At 51.5% G+C, this 17,885-nt stretch carries 13 protein-coding genes; 1 reads left to right on the top strand and 12 read right to left on the bottom strand.

Features of this window, described 5'->3' with window-relative positions; all coding sequences use genetic code 11:
- Positions 1-148: 148 nt before the first annotated feature.
- The 11 genes from WH45_RS17055 to WH45_RS17005 all read right to left on the bottom strand — a co-directional run bounded on the left by WH45_RS17055 (position 149) and on the right by WH45_RS17005 (position 14,049).
- Positions 149-2,179, bottom strand: coding sequence for a PTS fructose transporter subunit IIABC (locus WH45_RS17055; RefSeq protein ID WP_046215616.1), 2,031 nt, complete (start codon positions 2,177-2,179; stop codon positions 149-151).
- A 172-nt stretch (positions 2,180-2,351) separates the two neighbouring features.
- Positions 2,352-3,263 carry a 1-phosphofructokinase gene (pfkB, locus tag WH45_RS17050; RefSeq protein ID WP_046215615.1) on the bottom strand — a complete coding sequence of 304 codons (912 nt, stop codon included), beginning with the start codon at positions 3,261-3,263 and terminating at the stop codon, positions 2,352-2,354.
- 2 nt (positions 3,264-3,265) lie between these two features.
- A complete protein-coding gene (locus tag WH45_RS17045) occupies positions 3,266-4,012 on the bottom strand; it encodes a DeoR/GlpR family DNA-binding transcription regulator (protein WP_046215614.1) in 747 nt (248 codons plus the stop codon).
- 336 nt (positions 4,013-4,348) lie between these two features.
- The gene (locus WH45_RS17040; RefSeq protein ID WP_052723831.1) at positions 4,349-5,035 is read right to left on the bottom strand and encodes a hypothetical protein; all 687 of its coding nucleotides are present in this window, start codon (positions 5,033-5,035) and stop codon (positions 4,349-4,351) included.
- Positions 5,036-5,249: 214 nt separating this feature from the next.
- Positions 5,250-6,959 (bottom strand): glycoside hydrolase family 43 protein, encoded by a 1,710-nt coding sequence (locus tag WH45_RS17035; protein WP_235338406.1) that lies wholly within the window; start codon positions 6,957-6,959, stop codon positions 5,250-5,252.
- Positions 6,956-8,080 (bottom strand): pectinesterase family protein, encoded by a 1,125-nt coding sequence (locus WH45_RS17030; protein ID WP_082096911.1) that lies wholly within the window; start codon positions 8,078-8,080, stop codon positions 6,956-6,958. Before WH45_RS17030 ends, WH45_RS17035 begins: the two co-directional genes overlap by 4 nt.
- 95 nt (positions 8,081-8,175) lie before the next feature.
- Positions 8,176-9,069: a dienelactone hydrolase family protein gene (locus tag WH45_RS17025; RefSeq protein WP_046215613.1), complete on the bottom strand. Its 894-nt coding sequence runs from the start codon at positions 9,067-9,069 to the stop codon at positions 8,176-8,178.
- 1 nt (position 9,070) lies between these two features.
- On the bottom strand, positions 9,071-10,426 hold the full coding sequence (locus WH45_RS17020) for a glycoside hydrolase family 28 protein (RefSeq protein WP_046215612.1): 1,356 nt from the start codon (positions 10,424-10,426) through the stop codon (positions 9,071-9,073).
- On the bottom strand, positions 10,413-11,582 hold the full coding sequence (locus WH45_RS17015; RefSeq protein WP_046215611.1) for a glycoside hydrolase family 88/105 protein: 1,170 nt from the start codon (positions 11,580-11,582) through the stop codon (positions 10,413-10,415). The genes WH45_RS17020 and WH45_RS17015 overlap by 14 nt, the downstream gene beginning before the upstream one ends.
- A 27-nt stretch (positions 11,583-11,609) precedes the next feature.
- Positions 11,610-13,124: an extracellular solute-binding protein gene (locus tag WH45_RS17010; protein ID WP_046215610.1), complete on the bottom strand. Its 1,515-nt coding sequence runs from the start codon at positions 13,122-13,124 to the stop codon at positions 11,610-11,612.
- Positions 13,125-13,191: 67 nt separating this feature from the next.
- On the bottom strand, positions 13,192-14,049 hold the full coding sequence (locus WH45_RS17005; protein WP_407668039.1) for an ABC transporter permease: 858 nt from the start codon (positions 14,047-14,049) through the stop codon (positions 13,192-13,194).
- Between the two features lie 396 nt (positions 14,050-14,445).
- Here WH45_RS17005 and WH45_RS17000 point away from each other — a divergent pair, with 396 nt between their 5' ends.
- Positions 14,446-15,330: a carbohydrate ABC transporter permease gene (locus WH45_RS17000; RefSeq protein ID WP_046215608.1), complete on the top strand. Its 885-nt coding sequence runs from the start codon at positions 14,446-14,448 to the stop codon at positions 15,328-15,330.
- Positions 15,331-15,556: 226 nt separating this feature from the next.
- Here WH45_RS17000 and WH45_RS16995 read toward each other — a convergent pair whose 3' ends face one another.
- A complete protein-coding gene (locus WH45_RS16995; protein ID WP_046215607.1) occupies positions 15,557-17,800 on the bottom strand; it encodes a helix-turn-helix domain-containing protein in 2,244 nt (747 codons plus the stop codon).
- Positions 17,801-17,885 lie beyond the last annotated feature (85 nt).

The following is a 17,885-nucleotide window of genomic DNA, read 5'->3' as shown; positions in this document are numbered from 1 at the left end:
GATGAAAATAAAATCAAAATTTCCTGCATTACTTTGCAGTCGAAAATACAAGTGTACAAAAAAATCTCCCGCTACCTCCTATCCAGACGGATACAGGCAAGCGGGAGATTCTATTTACAGCGGTTACGCTGGTCTTTATTGGTAGCGGTTAAGCCGCTTTTTTCTGATTTTCAACGAGTTTTTGCTGAACTGGCTTTTTCCAGATACCGAGCACCAGTGCAGAGATGACCGCACCGATGATAACGGCCAGTAGGAACAGCATGGCAGCCATCAGTACACTGCCGCTGCCATTATTCGCCAGAGCCGCTACGAAAATACCACCGTGCGGTGCCGGCAGGTTGATGTGCCAGAACTGAGTCAGGCCGCCTGCTACGGCAGAGCCGAGAATACAGGAAGTCAGTACACGCAGCGGATCTGCTGCCGCGAATGGAATCGCACCTTCAGTAATGAAGGATAAACCGAGTACATAGTTGGTTACACCGGACTTGCGTTCCTGTTCGGTGAATTTGTTTTTGAAGAATGTGGTCGACAGGGCGATTGCCAGTGGAGGCACCATACCGCCTGCCATAACCGCTGCCATCATCATACCGTTGGTGTTGCCGCTGGAAGTGAACACACCGATTGCAAACGCATAGGCTGCCTTGTTAAAAGGACCACCCATATCGATAGACATCATACCGCCCAGGATCAGACCGAGAATAATCGCATTACCGGTACCCAGGTTGTTCAGTACATCGACGAGCCATGTGTTAATTCCACCAAAGATCGGGTCAAAGAAGTAGTACATGATTGTACCGGTAACGAGCAGACCCAGTACAGGGTACAGCAGAATCGGTTTTAATCCGTCAATCGCTTTGGGCAGACCGGCCAGCAGCTTGCGCAGACCGATAACGACATAACCAGCCAGGAAACCGGCAGCCAGACCGCCAAGGAAACCGGCATTGGAGTTAACCGCCATCAGACCTCCGACCATACCAGGCATGAGTGCCGGACGATCACCAATACTCATCGCGATAAAACCAGCCAGGATCGGAATCAGGAAGAAGAATGCACCCTGTCCGCCGCCGATTGTCTGCAGCAGCTGGAAGAGCGGGCTGCTCTCACCGGCTGTCTGTTCGATCAGGAAGGAGATCGCCAGCAGGATACCACCGCCGACAACGAACGGCAGCATGTGGGAGATACCATTCATCAGGTCTTTATAAATTTTGCTGCCGACGCTTGTTTTCTCCTGGGATGCTCCAGCTTCACCGGAAGATTTGCCGCCAGCGCTGCGATAGGTTGGTGCATCGCCTTTCATTGCTTTGGTGATCAGTTCTTCCGTTTTGCGGATACCGTCACTTACCGGTCTTTGCAGTACAGGCTTGCCGTCAAAGCGGTCCATTTCGACCTTTTTGTCAGCGGCTACGATAACACCGCTCGCACGGCGGATCTCATCTTCGGTCAGCACGTTTTGTGCGCCTTCGGAACCGTTGGTCTCTACGCGGATCTCTACGCCCATTTCCTGGGCTTTTTTGATCAGTGCATCTTCAGCCATAAAGGTATGCGCAATGCCGGTAGGACAAGCGGTTACCGCTACGACGAATGGCTGGCTGGCCGCATTGCCTGTCAGCATCTCGTTTGCCTGCTGCTCGCGTGCATTTTCCTTTTGCTGTTCACTTGCTTTGGCAGCTTCGGCTTCTTTTGCCGCTTTGGCTGCTTTTTTCGCTTCTTCTTTGGCATCGGCTTCCGCCTGCTTTTCGTCGAACAGGGCAGATACTTCATCCGGTGTCTGAGTTTTCATCAGTTGAGCGATGAAATCGCTATCAATGAGCAGCTTGGACAGTGCTGCCAGCGTACGCAGATGGGTATTGGCTGCACCTTCCGGAGCTGCGATCATGAAGAACAGATGAGCCGGTTCGCCATCCAGGGAGTCATAATCAACGCCTCGTGGACTTTTGGCAAATACAACGGTAGGTTCGTTTACCGCTTTGGTCTTGGCGTGAGGCATGGCGATTCCGCCGCCGATACCGGTGCTGGACTCTCCCTCGCGCTTCAGGATCATTTCCTTGAACAGGATCGGATCGTTAATACGGCCGCTGGATGTCAGGCTGGCGATCAGCTCGTCAATGGCTGCTTCCTTGGTCACCGCCTGCAAATCCATGATCATAACCTCTTTGATCATCAGGTCTGTAATTCTCATTGTGTACACTCCCTTAATGTCAATCATCTCCTGCCGCTGTACAGGCGGCGGAAGATGTGAATTGGATACTTTTACTATTTAAATGTTTAAATGAAATCCAGATGATACTGTATGGCTCTATACGCTCTCTGCAGACAGATGGATTACGAAGCCGCTCTGCCGCAGAATGGGATTAGACCCGGTTAATGCTTACCTGCGGCAGCAGCTCCTCGATCTTGGCACGATCTGCGAGATCATCGGAAAATGCGGTTGCGCTACCGGAAGCTACACCGGTACGGAAAGCTTCCAGCGAATCTCCGTTCAGTACAAGCGTACCGACAAAGCCGCCGATCATGGAATCTCCAGCACCGACAGAGTTCTTCACCTGTCCTCTTGGAACATTGGCATGATAGACCTCATCTGCGGTAATGAACAATGCGCCTTCGCCTGCCATCGAGATCAGTACGTTTTGGGCTCCCATTTCCAGCAGCTTGCGTCCGTAGGTAACGATCTCTTCACGTGTGTTGATCGTGACATTGAACAGTTCGGCCAGCTCATGATGATTTGGCTTCACCAGCAGCGGGGCGTGCGGCAGGGCTTCCAACAGTGCTTTGCCGGTCGTATCGATCACGAATTCGGCACCTTTGCTATGGCATACATCGATCAGGCGATCATAGAAATCTCCGCCCAGTGATGGAGGTACGCTGCCGGAGAGCACCAGTACATCACCATTGCTCAGACCGGACAGTTTGCCGACCAGCTGATCGGCTTCGGCTGTTGTAATCGCCGGGCCCAGGCCGTTGATCTCGGTCTCGTCGCCGTGCTTAAGCTTTACATTGATCCGTGTATCATCGGCAATGGTAACAAAGTCCGTCTTGATGGAATCTTCCTGCAGCTTGTCCTCGATATAACGACCGGTGAATCCGCCGAGGAATCCGATTGCTGTATTGTCCGCACCAAGCTGATTGAGGATACGGGATACGTTGATTCCTTTTCCGCCGGGAAGCTTCAGGTCACGCTTCATCCGGTTCAGATCTCCGAGCTTGAGTTCGTCCACTTCCACGATGTAATCGATAGAAGGGTTGAGTGTCACTGTGTATATCATAGTTATCCCTCGATTATTTTAGTTTTGTTCGAAATAGACGGGCGTGAATGTTCCGGTACCGATTCGGTAATCAGCACTGCATCATCCAGATCCAGCAGTTTGGCAAAGGTCACTTCCCCGATCTTGCTTGAATCCGCCAGCACGTAAGTATGTGCAGCCAGTTCGTGAGCACGGCGCTTGATCATCGCTTCCTCCGGGTCAGGCGTGGTATAGCCCATCTCCGCGTCTACTCCGTTTGCTCCCAAAAAGCATTTATCAAACCGGAAGTTATCTATATTTTGCAAAGCCATACTGCCGATAACTGCTTTGGTATGCATCTTCATCATACCGCCGAGCAGATAGCTGCGAATCCGCTTGCTGACAAGCGCTTCCACGTGAGACAGGCCATTGGTTACGACGGTGACATCCTTGGCTTCGATATAAGGAATAATCGCCAGTGTCGTCGTACCTGCATCCAGATAGATGCATTCGCCATCTTCAATCTCACGAGCAGCCAACCGGGCAATTATACTCTTCTCGTGAACGTTTGTGAATGTTTTTTCTTCCATGCCGGGTTCCTGGCTTTTCTGATTCAGCAGTGTGGCTCCGCCATGGATACGCTTAAGCAGCTGACGACCCTCCAGATCGATCAAATCGCGCCGTATCGTAGACTCTGAGGCGCCCAATACATCGACAAGCTCCTGTAATTTTACGATACCGCGTTCCTGTAAGCGCTCTATAATCAGGTTGTAGCGTTCCTCTGTAAGCATATTCATTCCTCCAACTGCTTTTAATACTACCACAAACTTGACAAAAAACAATCACTCTCCTTCAAAATAATTCAAAAAGTTTCACGTTTCGACTTTTTTCGTTCACAATTTTGAACATGAGGAAATAACTTACACATTACGCTTTATTTATCGGCATTTATCCTTATAATGCATAGCTTTTTATACACAAAAAAGCCAACGGTCAAAGCCGCCGGCGGTATTGCACGATAACGATACATGATAACGATATGGGTAGAACACTGGTGTTGTGCTTCAGTTTGCTGCTATCCGGAATAACTCCGTGCAGGAAAGAAGGGCAGCTCCAACCGGCTTGGATTACTTTGCCTGAATGCTGGCGAGAGAATCATAGGCCAGCGGGTTAAACAGTCCGCCCTCTCCCCCTCTTGGCTGATGAATATGGAAAATGTATCCGGTCTCTCCTTTCGGTTCCCAGACGACATAGCTCTGCAGCAGCTGTTCATTGCCGGATTGCAGGAATAGCTGTGCACCGGTCAATGGTTCACCAACCGTATCGCCGCTGAATTCCTGTACTTCTCCAGTCTTGGACAGTTCCTGCTTGCCCTGTTTGCGCAGTTGATCCAAATTGAAGTCAGCTGGCAGCGGTTCGATTTCTGCATAATATTGCGGGTTGGATTTGAGGGACAGACGGTTGTTCTGCAGCTGCATCTCTTCATATACATACAGCGAGTAACCTTCGCCCTCTGTCAGTGCAGCATTATGCTTGCTTGGTTCACCCTTGATCAGCATCTCGGTAGAGCGCTGCTGCGGACGATCTGTCGAAGCCGCCTCACTATTCTCCTGCTGGACATCCATACCCGATTCTCCCGCTTGCTCACCGCCGGTGTTGCCGGTTTCTTCGGTCGCTGCTGCAGGGTCTGCTGTACCGGAATTGGATGCAGGCGTCGGTGCAGGCGGGGCTGTCGCATTGCCGCTGCAGGCACTTAGTGCTGCACTCAGCAGCAGGGCAGGCAGACCTATCGTATATAATCGGTTCATTTTCATTCTGTTTCCTCCTCTGTGACTGTTCCTGAACGTATTGTGATGCACGTACGTACAGACAGGTGTATTCCAGGTAAGACGATCCCAACCCGATAAAGGTTACACTTATGATGTTTATTTACCCTATTCTATACGGGCAGTTGCCCACAATTCCATATTTCATATCAAAAAGGCATACCTGCGGATAAGGTGTGCCTGGAGAAGTTTCACTGACTATTTAGCGGTCCTGTCCTTGATAGCGGAAATAGCTGAAGTCCGCATGGCTGCCTCTGAACTGGTACATATCATGGGCGGCGATGCCTATGAAATTGCCGGTAAATCCTCCGGACAGGAAGCTGATATTCTCCGGTCCATGCAGTGGCTGCCAGTCAGGCCGGTCTTCTGCCGCCCCGGCAGCATAGTAGAACTGCGCCGTGGTCTCATGGACTTCCACCGCCAGATGAATCATACCCTGCTCGGGAATGACAATGCATTCGGGAATCAGACTGAACTGATCAGCTGCGCATTTCATCAGGCGGATGACTTTGCGACTATCCTCCCGGCTCACATAGGCATAGAGATAGTTATCTTCATTCAGATACAGCAGCAGCCCGGCCATCTGCAAATACAATTCCGGTTCATAATCCAGCGCAGTCTCTGCCCGGAAGTGCCGGTCCTGCTGGCGCAGGGCAAGCAGATGATGATGGAACAGCGTCTGCACCGACTCACCAGCGGTCAGCCGCAGATAGCCTGGCCTTGCAGTCAGGGAGCACCAGCTCTCATCAGCCAGAATGCGCAGTGTATTCCACTCCGGCCGCAATCGTTCCCCATGAAATGAATCCTCAAATGTCCATCCTGTATACGCTGAGGCAGCTCTGCCGGATGATATTTCTTCCGCTGCCAGCTGCTCATTGTGAAGGGTTGAACCGACTGCTAATTTATCCAGTCCATCCTTTCCAGTTGATGCGTCCCGGTTATAACCGACTGGCGCCGCTACCTGCAGCTGAGGCAGAGAACCGCCGCCGGTCAGCCGCAGCCACCCTTCCTCATCCCAGTATACCTGCTGCAGCGCAGTCTCCCTGCCGAGAATCGCATACTGCCCTTCCAGCGGACGAGTACACAGATGCGCCATATACCACTCTCCATCATGCGTCTCCACCAGACTGCCATGACCGGCACACTGCAGCGGCCATTCCGGATGGCCGCTGGAGGTCATCATCGGATTATGCGGGTCGACTTCATACGGACCGAGCAGTTCCCGTGAACGTGCTACCGTCACGGCATGTCCAGTGCCTGTCCCGCCCTCGGCCGTAATCAGATAGTAGTAACCGTTCCTTTTATAGATATGCGGAGCTTCCGTTTTCTTGAGTGGGGTGCAGTCGAACAGCTTGACCGGATCGCCGATCAACGTACCCTTGGTAGAATCATACTCCTGAATGACGATGCCGCTGGACTTGTTGCCTTCGGTAATCCGGTAATCCCACAGCGCGTTGAGCAGCCATTTCCGTCCATCATCGTCATGAAATAATGATGGGTCAAATCCGCTGCTGTTCAGATAGACCGGCTCGGACCACGGTCCATGAATATCCGGGGCGGTGATCAGATAGTTATGATCATCCTTGAAAGGACGCTTGGTGCTTTTCACATCAGTATAGAGCAGATAGAACCGATCATCCCGGTAACTCAGCTGGGGCGCCCAGATGCTGCAGTTTTTGGGATTGCCCCTGAGGTCCACCTGATCGGTCAAAATATCCGTGCAGTATGTCCAGTTCACCAGATCAACGGACTCATATACCCTGACACCGGGGAGCCATTCAAATGACGAGACCACGATGTAATAAGTATCTTCCACTCGCAGAATACAAGGGTCCGGGTTAAAGCCGCGCAGAATCGGATTGGTGATCATCTGCCGGGATGTGGGTGTGACGGCGGTGTCTGCTGCTTTCATAAGGCACTTCCTTCCTGATTTCGGAAATTCCAGAATGAGGTTCCGGCAAATACATGCTCTCTAGTCCACTGATCGGCTCCATCGGTCAGGCAGTCGGCCCAGCCTGCCCGATCGGCACGAAGCTGCTCTGCATGGATAGGGTCATATTCCTGATACGTGACGGTCTGTTCATTGGCCGGCTGATCCCAGTTATGCCAGCCTGCCGGATGAATATGATCACCCAGTCTGCATTCCACCAGAACAGTGCGCGCATACTCCCGCCACGGCCGCCCCAGATAGACGGGTGCGATATCCCGCTCGCCGGTCAGATAACAGCGGTACAGCACATAGCCGTAGGGCTGATCCTGTGGTGTAGAGGCTGCAGTGATATAGGTGGAACGATTGCGATAGTGACGCAGGCTGTGAATCTGGCAGTGGTCAAAATAGGCTGTCGCCCCGCCAAATATAAAATCAACCGTGCCTTCGATATAACAATGTTCATACAGCTGCCGATACCGGGCGTGATGCTCACGAATCGGAATACCTCCGAATGATGCACGCTCCCGGGGCCTCGGCGGCAGCGGGCCGGTGAATAATGTATCCTGATGGCCGCGCAATATACAGCGCCGGAATACGGTACGGTCAGAATGGGCGTACACGGCCACCGCCTGACCAATCCCTTCTCCCTGCCCGGCCGTATTGCTGATCGTGAGATTCTCCAGCAGCAGATTGCTACCTCCTACAAACAGGGTTGGCGTAGCAAAGGTACCGATGGGCACGCCCTGCTCATCCTTTTCACGGGCATGCCGGCAGGCCGTAATCTCCACGCTGCCGATGCCGATGATGCGCAGATTGGAGCGATAGATGATCACAGACTCCTCATAGATGCCTTCTAGAATGCGGATGGTGTCCATCTCTGTCGTCGCCATCATGGACGGGTCTGTTGATCTATCCGCTTCATCATCTGGAGGATCGGCTGCGGCATCTGCTGGGAAATTCCTGTTCATTGCTGGAATGGATGTATGAGATTGATCCATATCAATATTGTTTTCCAGAGGAACTGTATAGATTTCCAGCGCATCCACCGCTGCCTGGATCGTCGCATAATCACAAAATGGCTGTCGGCCCACGAGAATCTCCATCATTTCTCCTTTCCATACCTGCACGGTTCTGATCTATTGATATTCTGCATATGCAGGCATCCTTCTACTTTGATACATACAGATCATCCTCTACGCTATAAATGCTTTTGCAAAAACGTCATCCAGGCCGCTCTCATCTCTGCCGTCTCCATATGTCCGCCGCTGCCGACAAAAGGAACCCAGTGCTCGGGGTGTCCTGCCTGCTCATATACACTTCGCAGCCCGCTTGCCAGATGCTCCACTCCATCAATCGGGCACATCCGGTCGTTGCGGCCCACCAGACTGATCCGCGGACGCGGGGCGATCCACTGCTGGATATCGAGCGTAGAGTAATATTTGAGCAGGCCCGGTACATACGAATAAAAGCCATGATGATCCAGCCCGCGCCGCTGCACGAGCGTATGGGCATCCACCTGTCCGCAAATATCCACGGTGACGGTGATCCGCTCATCCAGCGCAGCCAGCCACCAGGCCATCAGTCCGCCCATCGACATGCCGATCGTACCGATCCGCGAAGCATCGATATCCTCCCGGCTGCACATATAATCGAGCAGCCGGCGATTATCGTGGATCATCATGCCCCACAGCACACGTCCCTGCCAGAGCATCTCCTTGACCGTCTCGCTCTCGGTCCGGCCGCCGCGCTCGTTGAAGCACCACATATCAATACAGCAGGCGGCATAGCCCATGCCGGTCAGTGTCTTCGCAAAGGAAGCCTCCTGCAAATACGGACTGCTGCGCAGAAATTCGCGCTTGCCGTTTGTGTAATCCCCGCCATGGGAATGATTGAAGATGACCAATGGAAAAGGCCCCTCCCCTGCGGAAGGAACCGCCACGTACGCTGGTACCTTTTCCATGCCATTGAGATCCAGCAGCAGTGTCTCCAGCCGGTAACCATCCCGTTCCTCCTGCCAGAGCAATTCACTATCCAGCGTGTACTGCTCCGGCAGATCACCCAGCAGTGTCAGCAGCTGATCCCTGCTTTTCATCCTACAGCCCTCCTGCGGTTACTTCGGTAGTGATCTGATGCACCAGCTGTTCCGGCTTCGCTGTATTGCGGGAATGGCAGTCGCTGATCTCTACCGACTCCCCATTTTCAATATAAAAGGCCGGGCCTTCGTGATTCTCGATCGTCACCTGCTGGAAGCGGATATCCCGCACATTGCCGAGGTAAAAGCCGCGGTTGTTCATTTCCTCGATGCCTGCCATCATCGCAGGGCGACCTGGCGTGGCATTCTCCGCCATGGAGATATCGATATTGGCAAATGTAATCTCCGATATGTACTGCTCGGCCAGTCCGTACAGGAATCCGGCCGCTGCATGTACATGACGTGCCGTAATATTGGCAAAATGAATCCGGCGAAAGCGCGGCGTCTCCCCGGTCACCGGATAGGGGTTCTTGTCCCAGACGTACTTGTCCTTGCCGCGTGGACCGCAAAAATAATACAGATTCATAATAAACGGACAGATCACATCCTCCATCACAATATTGCTGATGCGAATATCCTCGACGATCCCGCCGCGACCGCGTCTGGACTTGAGACGAATCCCGCGGTCAGTCTGCTTGAATATACAGTTGCTGATCACCACATTGCGGATATCGCCGCTCATTTCGCTGCCGATGACCACCCCGCCATGACCGTGCATCATCGTACAGTTGGTGACGGTAATATTCTCGCAGGCAATACGTTCTGCGGCATCTTCTGTTCCCGACTTGATCGTGACGCAGTCATCGCCCACATCGATATGGCAGTTGCTGATCCGTACATTGGAGCAGGATTCCGGATTGATGCCGTCTGTATTGGGCGAATCGGCAGGATTGTGAATAGACAGATTATCAATGGTGACATTGGAACAGCAGATCGGATTGACCGTCCAGCTCGGTGAATTATGCAGCCGGACATCCCGGATCGTGAGCCGCTGGCAGTGGTGGAAGCTGATCAGCTTGGGACGCGGATACGCCAGCTGCTCGGGAGACTGACGGAACAAGTCCCACCAGGCCTGACCATTGCCTTCCAGCAATCCGCCGCCTGTAATGGATACATTATCCAGCTGCTCGCCATAAATGCAGGAGCTGTACACTTCCCTGCTGGCGCCTTCCCATCTCGACTGGACGACTGGATAATCTTCCGGGGCGGTACTGAAGGACAGCACCGCTCCCGGACTGAGATGCAGTTCGATATTGCTTTTCATCCGGATCGCTCCGGTCCGGTATGTTCCTGCAGGGACATGCACGGTTCCGCCGCCGGCCCGGCTGGCTGCTTCGATCGCCGCTGTGATGGCGCCGGTCGACATTTTATCGGAATCTCGGGCAGCACCGTAATCCGCTATGTTATATACCGACATCGGCTGTCCCTCCGCTGGCTGGATCAGCAGCATGGCTCTTGCCCTTACCGAGCAGTTCGTATTCGGTGCAGGCCTGCAGGAACGCACCCAGCCCTTTTTGATCATTGGTCACGATCGGTTCACTGATATAGTAGGCAAAGCTTCCATCCCGCTGATCGGCGCCGCCGAGACCGGCAACCTGGCAGTTTTTGTTCAGATTGACCCAGCCTTCTTTGGTCGTGAGCACGAATTCGTCGATCATGCCATGGTAGGCAAGATCCAGTGCCGTTTGCCAGTCGGCGGGCAGTACGCCAAGACGAATCCCTTTGGCCATGGCGTAGGCAATCATTGCAGTCGCAGAAGCTTCACGGTAATTGCCCTTGCGCTCCGGCTGGTCGACGACCTGATACCAGACGCCGGTCTCCGGCTCCTGATAGCTGCGCAGTGCAGTCAGCGTATCATTCAGAATACGGGTCAATTCTCCATAATCATGATGGGACGGCGGCAGAATCTCCAGCACATCCACCAGTGCCATGCTGAACCAGCCGAGCGAGCGGCCCCAGAAATGCGGGGACAGTCCTGTCTGCGGATCGCACCATGGCTGTACCTTCTGCTCATCCCAGGCGTGATAGAGCAGCCCTGTCTTCGCATCACGGGTATGGCGTTCACACAGGATAAACTGGCGGGTCACGTCATCAATACCCTGACTGTCTTCAAAGGTCAGCAGATATTCCAGATAGAACGGTGAACCCATATACAGCCCGTCCAGCCAGATCTGATACGGATAGATCTGCTTGTGCCAGAAGGCTCCTTCGGACGTACGCGGATGGTTCTGCAGCTGCTCGCGCAGCAGCACTGCCGCCCGGCGGTACTTCTCCTCCCCGGTTTCCCGGTAGAGGAGAAACAAAAGCTTGCCGTTGTTAATATGATCGATATTATATTCATCCTGGCGGTAGCCGAGAATGCTGCCGTCTTCCTGGATAAAATGGTCCATATTGTCGCGGATAAACTGTAAATATGCAGCGTCACCGGTCTGCTGCCAGAGCAGCTGGAATCCTTTGAGAATGACGCCGTAGTCATACGACCATTTTTCACGATGCCCCCGGTCTTCATACAACCGGGGAGTACGTTCCATAATGGAACTGGCGGTGGTTAGTGCCCATTGCGTATTAGTCATTTGGACCTCCATAAGATGATTTGTTATTTAGGATTGGGTTGCCTTGTACGATGCTTCATATTCGGAAATGATGCTGCTGCCGCCGGCGCTTTTCCAGCTTTCGATCGCCTGGTTGAATCCGTTCTCATCGATTTCGCCGAGAATGTATTTGTAGGTGGCATCGACGATCATTTTTTGCAGCTCGGAGCCCTGGGTGTTGTAGGTCTCGGATTCCAGCGCATAAGCAGGATTCAGCACAGCATAGTTGGCATTGTCAGCGATCATTTTGTCAGCCATTTGCTTGAGTGGATCAGCATCATGAATATTGTATCCGCTTTCTTTTGGTCGACTGGAAGCAAAAGGCTGTACTTCCTGCTGCCACAGATCGGTATTCGTAATGGTCGCTGCGTCTTTGTCATCCACTTTATAGTGAGTGCCTTCGATTCCGTAGGTCATCAGTGCAAAGGAATCTTCGTCCAGTAGATCATTAACGAATTTGAGGATACGCTTCAGTTCGGCTTCATCTTTGACTTCGGAGCGCGGGAAGGAGAGCAGGCCGCCAATTCCGTTATTTGCCGCCCAGATCGCCCGGTCGCTTTCATTGCCGGTGGATGTAATATCGTTGGCCATGACCAATTCCATATCATCCTGCACGCCTTTGGACATGTTGAGCAGGTTTTTGCTGTCAAACAGCGCGCCCACGTAGATGCCTGCTTTGCCCTGGGCAAATTTCTGCTGCTGGTCGGTTTTGGCGGTTACGGCAAAGTCCTTGTTGATATAGCCTTTGTCATACAGATCCTTCATGTAATTCATTGTCTTCATATAGCCTTCGGTCATAAATTCCGGTGTCATCTTGCCGTCTTCGCTCACCTGCCAGTTATTCGGTGTACCGAAGTAGGAGCTCAGCGTCTTGAATGCGCCGTATACCAGATCATTCCGATCAACGAATCCGGTTGTATCATTCGCGCCATTGCCATCCGGGTCCTGCTCGGTAAATGCCTTGGCGACAGCCATCAGTTCATCGGTCGTTTTGGGCACTTCCAGCCCCAGCTTGTCCAGCCAGTCTTTGCGGATCGTTACACCGTTGCGGGCCAGATCTTTTTGGAAAGGAACGCCGTACAGCTTGCCGCCAATCGAAGCGGATTTGATCGTTTCCGGCGGAATTTTGGCCAGATTCGGATAATCCTTGAGATAAGGCTCCACTTCCCAGAACATGCCGGATTTGAGCGCATTGCGTACAGAGGAGTTATCGAGCAGCGTCAGGGTTACGATATCGGACAGCGAGTCGGACGCCAGTGCCGTATTGATCCGCTCTTCCTTGGAAGCATCGGGAATCCAGGAGAACGTAATATCACTGTTGGTCTTCTCTTCCAGCTTGTTCAGCACGGTGTCTGTTGGCGGTGAAGCGGTATGCAGAATATTGAGCCAGCTGATTTCGGCTTTGGAATTGGCATCATAGACGCCGGAAGAAGCATTCTCCCCGCCGCAGGCAGTCAATATAAGGGCACTGCTCACCACTACAGCGGCTACTTTTTTCATCGCGATTATTTGGCTTTTTTTCATTCCATTATTCCCCTCTCTTATCGTTCCAGGTTAATGTGATGCACGGATGAACAGGATGCAGCAGGCATCAATAGACACCGTCTTCCCCAAATTTCTTGGCGAGCTTGTTGGCCATCATGATCAGGATTAGCCCGACGAGTCCCTTGAACAGACCGACCGCGGTACTGAAGCTGAGCTGTCCGTTTTTCAGACCTGCCGTATAAATGTAAGTATCAAAAATCTCGGCCACTTCACGGTTAAGTGAATTGAGCAGCAGGTACATATGTTCAAATCCAAGATCCAGTGTGGTACCGATCTTGAGGATCAGCAGGGTAATAATAACCGGACGAATCGCCGGCAGGGTGACATGCCAGGTTTTGCGCAGACGACCTGCACCATCCATCTCGGCCGCTTCATACAGCTGGGTATCCACGACCGTAATCGCTGCCAGATAGATAATGGTCGACCAGCCAAGCTCTTTCCAGATAATCTGTGCCATATACATCGTGCGCAGCCATTCCGGAGAGGTCAGGAAGCTGATCTTCTGAAAGCCCATCGCCGCGAGCATTTCATTAATAACTCCGCCATCTACAGTCAGGAATACATAGGTAATGGATACGATAATAACCCAGGACATAAAGTGAGGAATGTAGATGATTGTCTGGATCGCATTTTTGAAATAACGGTGCCGCACTTCATTCAGCATCAGTGCCAGAATAATCGGCAGCGGGAAAAAGATGACGATATTCAGCGCGAACAGAATCAATGTATTACTCAGCAGCATAAAAAAGGTCGGTTCCGTAAACAAACGGATAAAATGCTTCAGTCCTACCCATGGGCTGTCGGCAATTCCGAGATACGGCTGGTAGTCCTGAAAGGAAATAATCAGCCCGCCCATTGGCAAATACTTAAAAATAACAAAATAAATAAATCCCGGCAGAATCATTAAATAGAGAAATTTGTTACGAAGTATTCCGTACTGCCCTCTGCGCTTGGTTGCCTTTTTGGTGCCTTCAAGCTTCAGTGCGGCAGCATCGGATACTTTCATTGGATTCGACATCTTCACCGGATCACCAGCCTCCTTAGTGGACATTCACGTTACGCCTTTCACACTAAAGCAGTGCGGGCATTCCGTATATAATCATCAGTTGATAGCGTTTGCAAAACCTTGATAAATAAGGATTTGTCTGGTTCTCATCTCAGCTGATGATTATATTATGAGCTAATGATCATCCCTCATTTCTCACAGATGCAGCGCATGATCTCGTCCCCGGATTATATACGGAACAGGCCGGGATTGTTACAGTTAGGGAGTACACGATTACTAAGGAGGTTATTACGCATGGAACAGTCTTTACGAAAAGATACCACGATAGGCAGCAAGATTTTTACGATTGTAAATAATACTTTATTGATTCTAATCGCGCTTGCCTGTCTGCTGCCGTTTGTTAACGTTATTGCCAGTTCATTCGCTTCCACCCAGGAAGTCGTCTCCAAGAAATTCATCCTGTTCCCAACTACATTTTCCCTGGATGCCTACCGTTATATCCTGTCCACACCTACCATATTTAAAGGGCTGGGCGTGTCTGTCGGCACGACACTGGTCGGTACGCTGGTGAGTATGGCACTGACTGCTTTTATGGCTTACGGCCTGTCCCGAACGTATCTATATGGAAGAAATGCGATTAACTTCATCATCGTCTTCTCGATGCTGTTCAGTGGCGGAATGATCCCTACCTTCCTGATCGTAAAAGGCGTCGGCCTGATCGATTCATACTGGTCCCTGATTCTGCCGGTCGCAATCAACGCGTTCAACCTGATCATTATGCGCAACTTTTTCCAGGCGCTGCCGGACAGTCTGGAAGAATCCGCCAAGATTGATGGCTGCAATGACTTTGGTGTCTTTTTCAAAATCATGCTGCCTCTGGCGCTGCCTTCCATTGCGACAATCTCTCTGTTCTATGGCGTAACCTACTGGAATACGTACATGAATGCGATTCTGTATCTCAATGATTCCAACAAATGGCCGATTCAGGTACTGCTGCGCCAGATCGTTATCGTCTCCAGCGGCATGCAGGCCGAAGGAAGCTCGGTCGATGTTATTCCACCCGCCCAGACGATCAAAATGGCTGTTATCGTCGTAGCTACCGTGCCGATGCTGATTGCCTATCCATTTGTACAAAAACACTTTACCAAGGGCGCACTGCTGGGCGCAGTCAAAGGATAATCCACCGAAAAGGGTTCCAAAGAAAAAGTCTTATCTTCTGCAAAGCAGAGGCATAAGACTTTTGTTGGTCTGTGCTGTAGATTCATTGCTGATGTCTGAGGAATGTCGTGTATTTAACGGTCGTTTAGCGTTCCGGTGAGCTGCTGTTGGTATGGAATGCTGTCTCTTGAGCTATCTTAGATGTATGCTGCTGCTCGCTCTGTCTGCTCCAAGGGCTTAAGCCTGTTCAGATGCTCTGTCTCATTTTCCGGTACGTTCCTGGCGTTACCTGCTCCTTTTTACGGAACGAGCGAATAAAGTTCTGGGGATTATGATACTGCAGGCGCTCAGCGATCTCCTTGATCGTCTGATCGGTCTCGGTGAGCCAGCGCTTGGCCATCTCCAGCCGGTAGCTCATCAGATAATCGCTGAAGGTAATGCCGTATTCCTTTTTGAAAATGCTGCTCAGATAGTTCGGGTTGTAATGCAGCCGGTCTCCGATAATTTCCAGCGACAGCTCCTGATCGTATTCGGAGCGGACAATCTCGGCGATCGTCTCGGACAGGCAACGGAACTGCTCATTGGTCTTGTTCTTCATGCTGCGCACCATCGGGAAAATAACCTGTTCGATTAGAATACGCTCAATCTCTTCCGGATTGCGGATGCTGAGCAGTCGGTGGTACAGGGCACGATTGTCGTGCGTTAACAGCACTTCCAGACCAAGCAGCTGCTCCAGCTGGATCAGATTGTTGACCAGACGGACGAGCATTACTTCCAGATCCATCGAGTTGCGGCTTTTCTTCATGAATTCGGCCATCAGCGGATATACGGTCCGGGAGACCTGCTCCTCGTCTCCGAGCCGAATCGCATCGAACAACCGGGATTCCAGCTCGGCCGGATAATGCAGCAGTACCGGACCGGAGACCACATTGGAGATATCTTCATAGAAAATGATCGATTCCTTGCCCAGATTCAGCCGTTGATGCAGTGCCTGCTTGCTCATCTCACACGCTTCCTTGCTGCGCAGCAGGGTCGGATAGGATTGACTGATCCCGATACTGATCGACAGCTTCAAATATTCGCGCACCGTGCGAATCATCGCTTTGGCATAGGTGAGCATCTGCTTGCGCATTTCCTGCTCGTTCACACCGGAGAAGATCAGGATCGTCGCCTGAGTATCATCATTGAGGATAATCGGCAGCAGCCGCTGCTGTGGCGTGATCAGCTCCTCGGCCATCTTGTTGATCGCCAGCAGCAGTACATCCTTGTCAGCCGCATCGCGCTTGCCTACATTATCCAGCTGGGCGAGCATCGTTACATACTGCTGATCCTCCACGTTGGAGTGGCCAAGACGGTTCAACTGATGCTCCAGTTCAGCGGCAGACACACGATTGCGGAACAGATTCAGGACCAGTTGGGTCTCCAGCTGCGGCTGTTCGGCTTCAATCAGGCTCTCCAGACTCTGCTTCTCGGTCAGAATATGGTCGATGGACGACAGGATCCATTCGATCTCGTTCTTGGCAGTCAGCTGCGCATCCTTGGGCAGGCTGCGTGTAATCTGCTGGATTGGCTTGGTAAAATAAACCGAAATGCCGTAAGCGACCACGATAATGAGCAGAATCAGTACCAGCTCCATCGCGATCAGTCCATATTTGGTCGTCTGCAGGGCACTAGCAATTTCCTTTTGATCCAGAGTCGTAAAATAAATCCAATTGTTGTACGGTGACTTGGCATAAATGAGCTGCAGCTTCGGACCTTTGTCACGTTCCAGGGTCAGTATGCCCGTATTCTGGTCCTGACCGATCATCGATGGAATCTGGTTCAGCTGATTCGCACTTAGCAGGTCGGACGCTTTGCCGGTATCATACATGAGGCTGCCCTGCTTGTTCAGGATAAAAATAGGCGCATGATCTTCCGTACTCAGACTGCGATTCAGCGTGTCCAGAGAAATATCGGAGAGTGCAATCGCCTGTTTTTGCTTGGAAAATACCGGCAGTGTATTAACAAAGCGCAGTCCCGAGTCCGTCTTCACCCAGAACAATCCTTGGTCCTGATCCGCAATATATTCGTCGTACAGCTGCTGCCGTTCTTCAGCAGTGAGATGTGACAGGGTACCATTGGAGATTTGCCAGCTCTGGTTGATACTGATCAGCGAATACTGGGCGCCCTCCATGCCCATCGTGGCAATATAGTTCAGCTGGGTATTCACATCACGGTAGGCGATAAAGTCCTTTTCCGTGATCGGATGGTTAACGACCTCGCTAAACGAGCTTGTCGTACTATATGTATTGAAAGCGTATTCAATAGTACGTATTTTTTGTTCGAGATTATTTCTCATCTGTGTGATGTAACTCTGCTTGCCGTTGGCCACACTATCAATAACCGATTGCACCGTATTGAAGTAGATATATATGCCAAAGCTAATGGACAGACCGATCCCTAGTACTAGAATAGGAATAAAAATTTTGTAAAACATAGTTCCCTTTTTCATCATGCCCTCCATCGGTTCAGTCATCAGTATCCATTATAACGCTATCATAATCTGGATGTTAAGGATTTCTTTAGCAAATTAGTCC

The sequence above is a fragment of the Paenibacillus wulumuqiensis genome, assembly GCF_000971965.1.
GTDB classification, from domain to species: domain Bacteria; phylum Bacillota; class Bacilli; order Paenibacillales; family Paenibacillaceae; genus Saccharibacillus; species Saccharibacillus wulumuqiensis.
Note: the sequence above shows the minus strand (reverse complement) of the source record. Positions and strands in the feature narration are given on the sequence as shown.

What these genes read in the sequence shown, in the direction of transcription:
- WH45_RS17030 (WP_082096911.1), bottom strand. Translation starts at nt 8,080, where the DNA reads ATGGAGATTCTCGTGGGCCGACAGCCATTTTGTGATTATGCGACGATC.
- WH45_RS17010 (WP_046215610.1), bottom strand. Translation starts at nt 13,124, where the DNA reads ATGAAAAAAAGCCAAATAATCGCGATGAAAAAAGTAGCCGCTGTAGTG.
- WH45_RS17020 (WP_046215612.1), bottom strand. Translation starts at nt 10,426, where the DNA reads ATGTCGGTATATAACATAGCGGATTACGGTGCTGCCCGAGATTCCGAT.
- WH45_RS17055 (WP_046215616.1), bottom strand. Translation starts at nt 2,179, where the DNA reads ATGAGAATTACAGACCTGATGATCAAAGAGGTTATGATCATGGATTTG.
- WH45_RS17005 (WP_407668039.1), bottom strand. Translation starts at nt 14,049, where the DNA reads ATGATTCTGCCGGGATTTATTTATTTTGTTATTTTTAAGTATTTGCCA.
- WH45_RS17045 (WP_046215614.1), bottom strand. Translation starts at nt 4,012, where the DNA reads ATGCTTACAGAGGAACGCTACAACCTGATTATAGAGCGCTTACAGGAA.
- WH45_RS17015 (WP_046215611.1), bottom strand. Translation starts at nt 11,582, where the DNA reads ATGACTAATACGCAATGGGCACTAACCACCGCCAGTTCCATTATGGAA.
- WH45_RS17000 (WP_046215608.1), top strand. Translation starts at nt 14,446, where the DNA reads ATGGAACAGTCTTTACGAAAAGATACCACGATAGGCAGCAAGATTTTT.
- WH45_RS17040 (WP_052723831.1), bottom strand. Translation starts at nt 5,035, where the DNA reads ATGAAAATGAACCGATTATATACGATAGGTCTGCCTGCCCTGCTGCTG.
- WH45_RS17025 (WP_046215613.1), bottom strand. Translation starts at nt 9,069, where the DNA reads ATGAAAAGCAGGGATCAGCTGCTGACACTGCTGGGTGATCTGCCGGAG.
- WH45_RS16995 (WP_046215607.1), bottom strand. Translation starts at nt 17,800, where the DNA reads ATGAAAAAGGGAACTATGTTTTACAAAATTTTTATTCCTATTCTAGTA.
- pfkB (WP_046215615.1), bottom strand. Translation starts at nt 3,263, where the DNA reads ATGATATACACAGTGACACTCAACCCTTCTATCGATTACATCGTGGAA.
- WH45_RS17035 (WP_235338406.1), bottom strand. Translation starts at nt 6,959, where the DNA reads ATGAAAGCAGCAGACACCGCCGTCACACCCACATCCCGGCAGATGATC.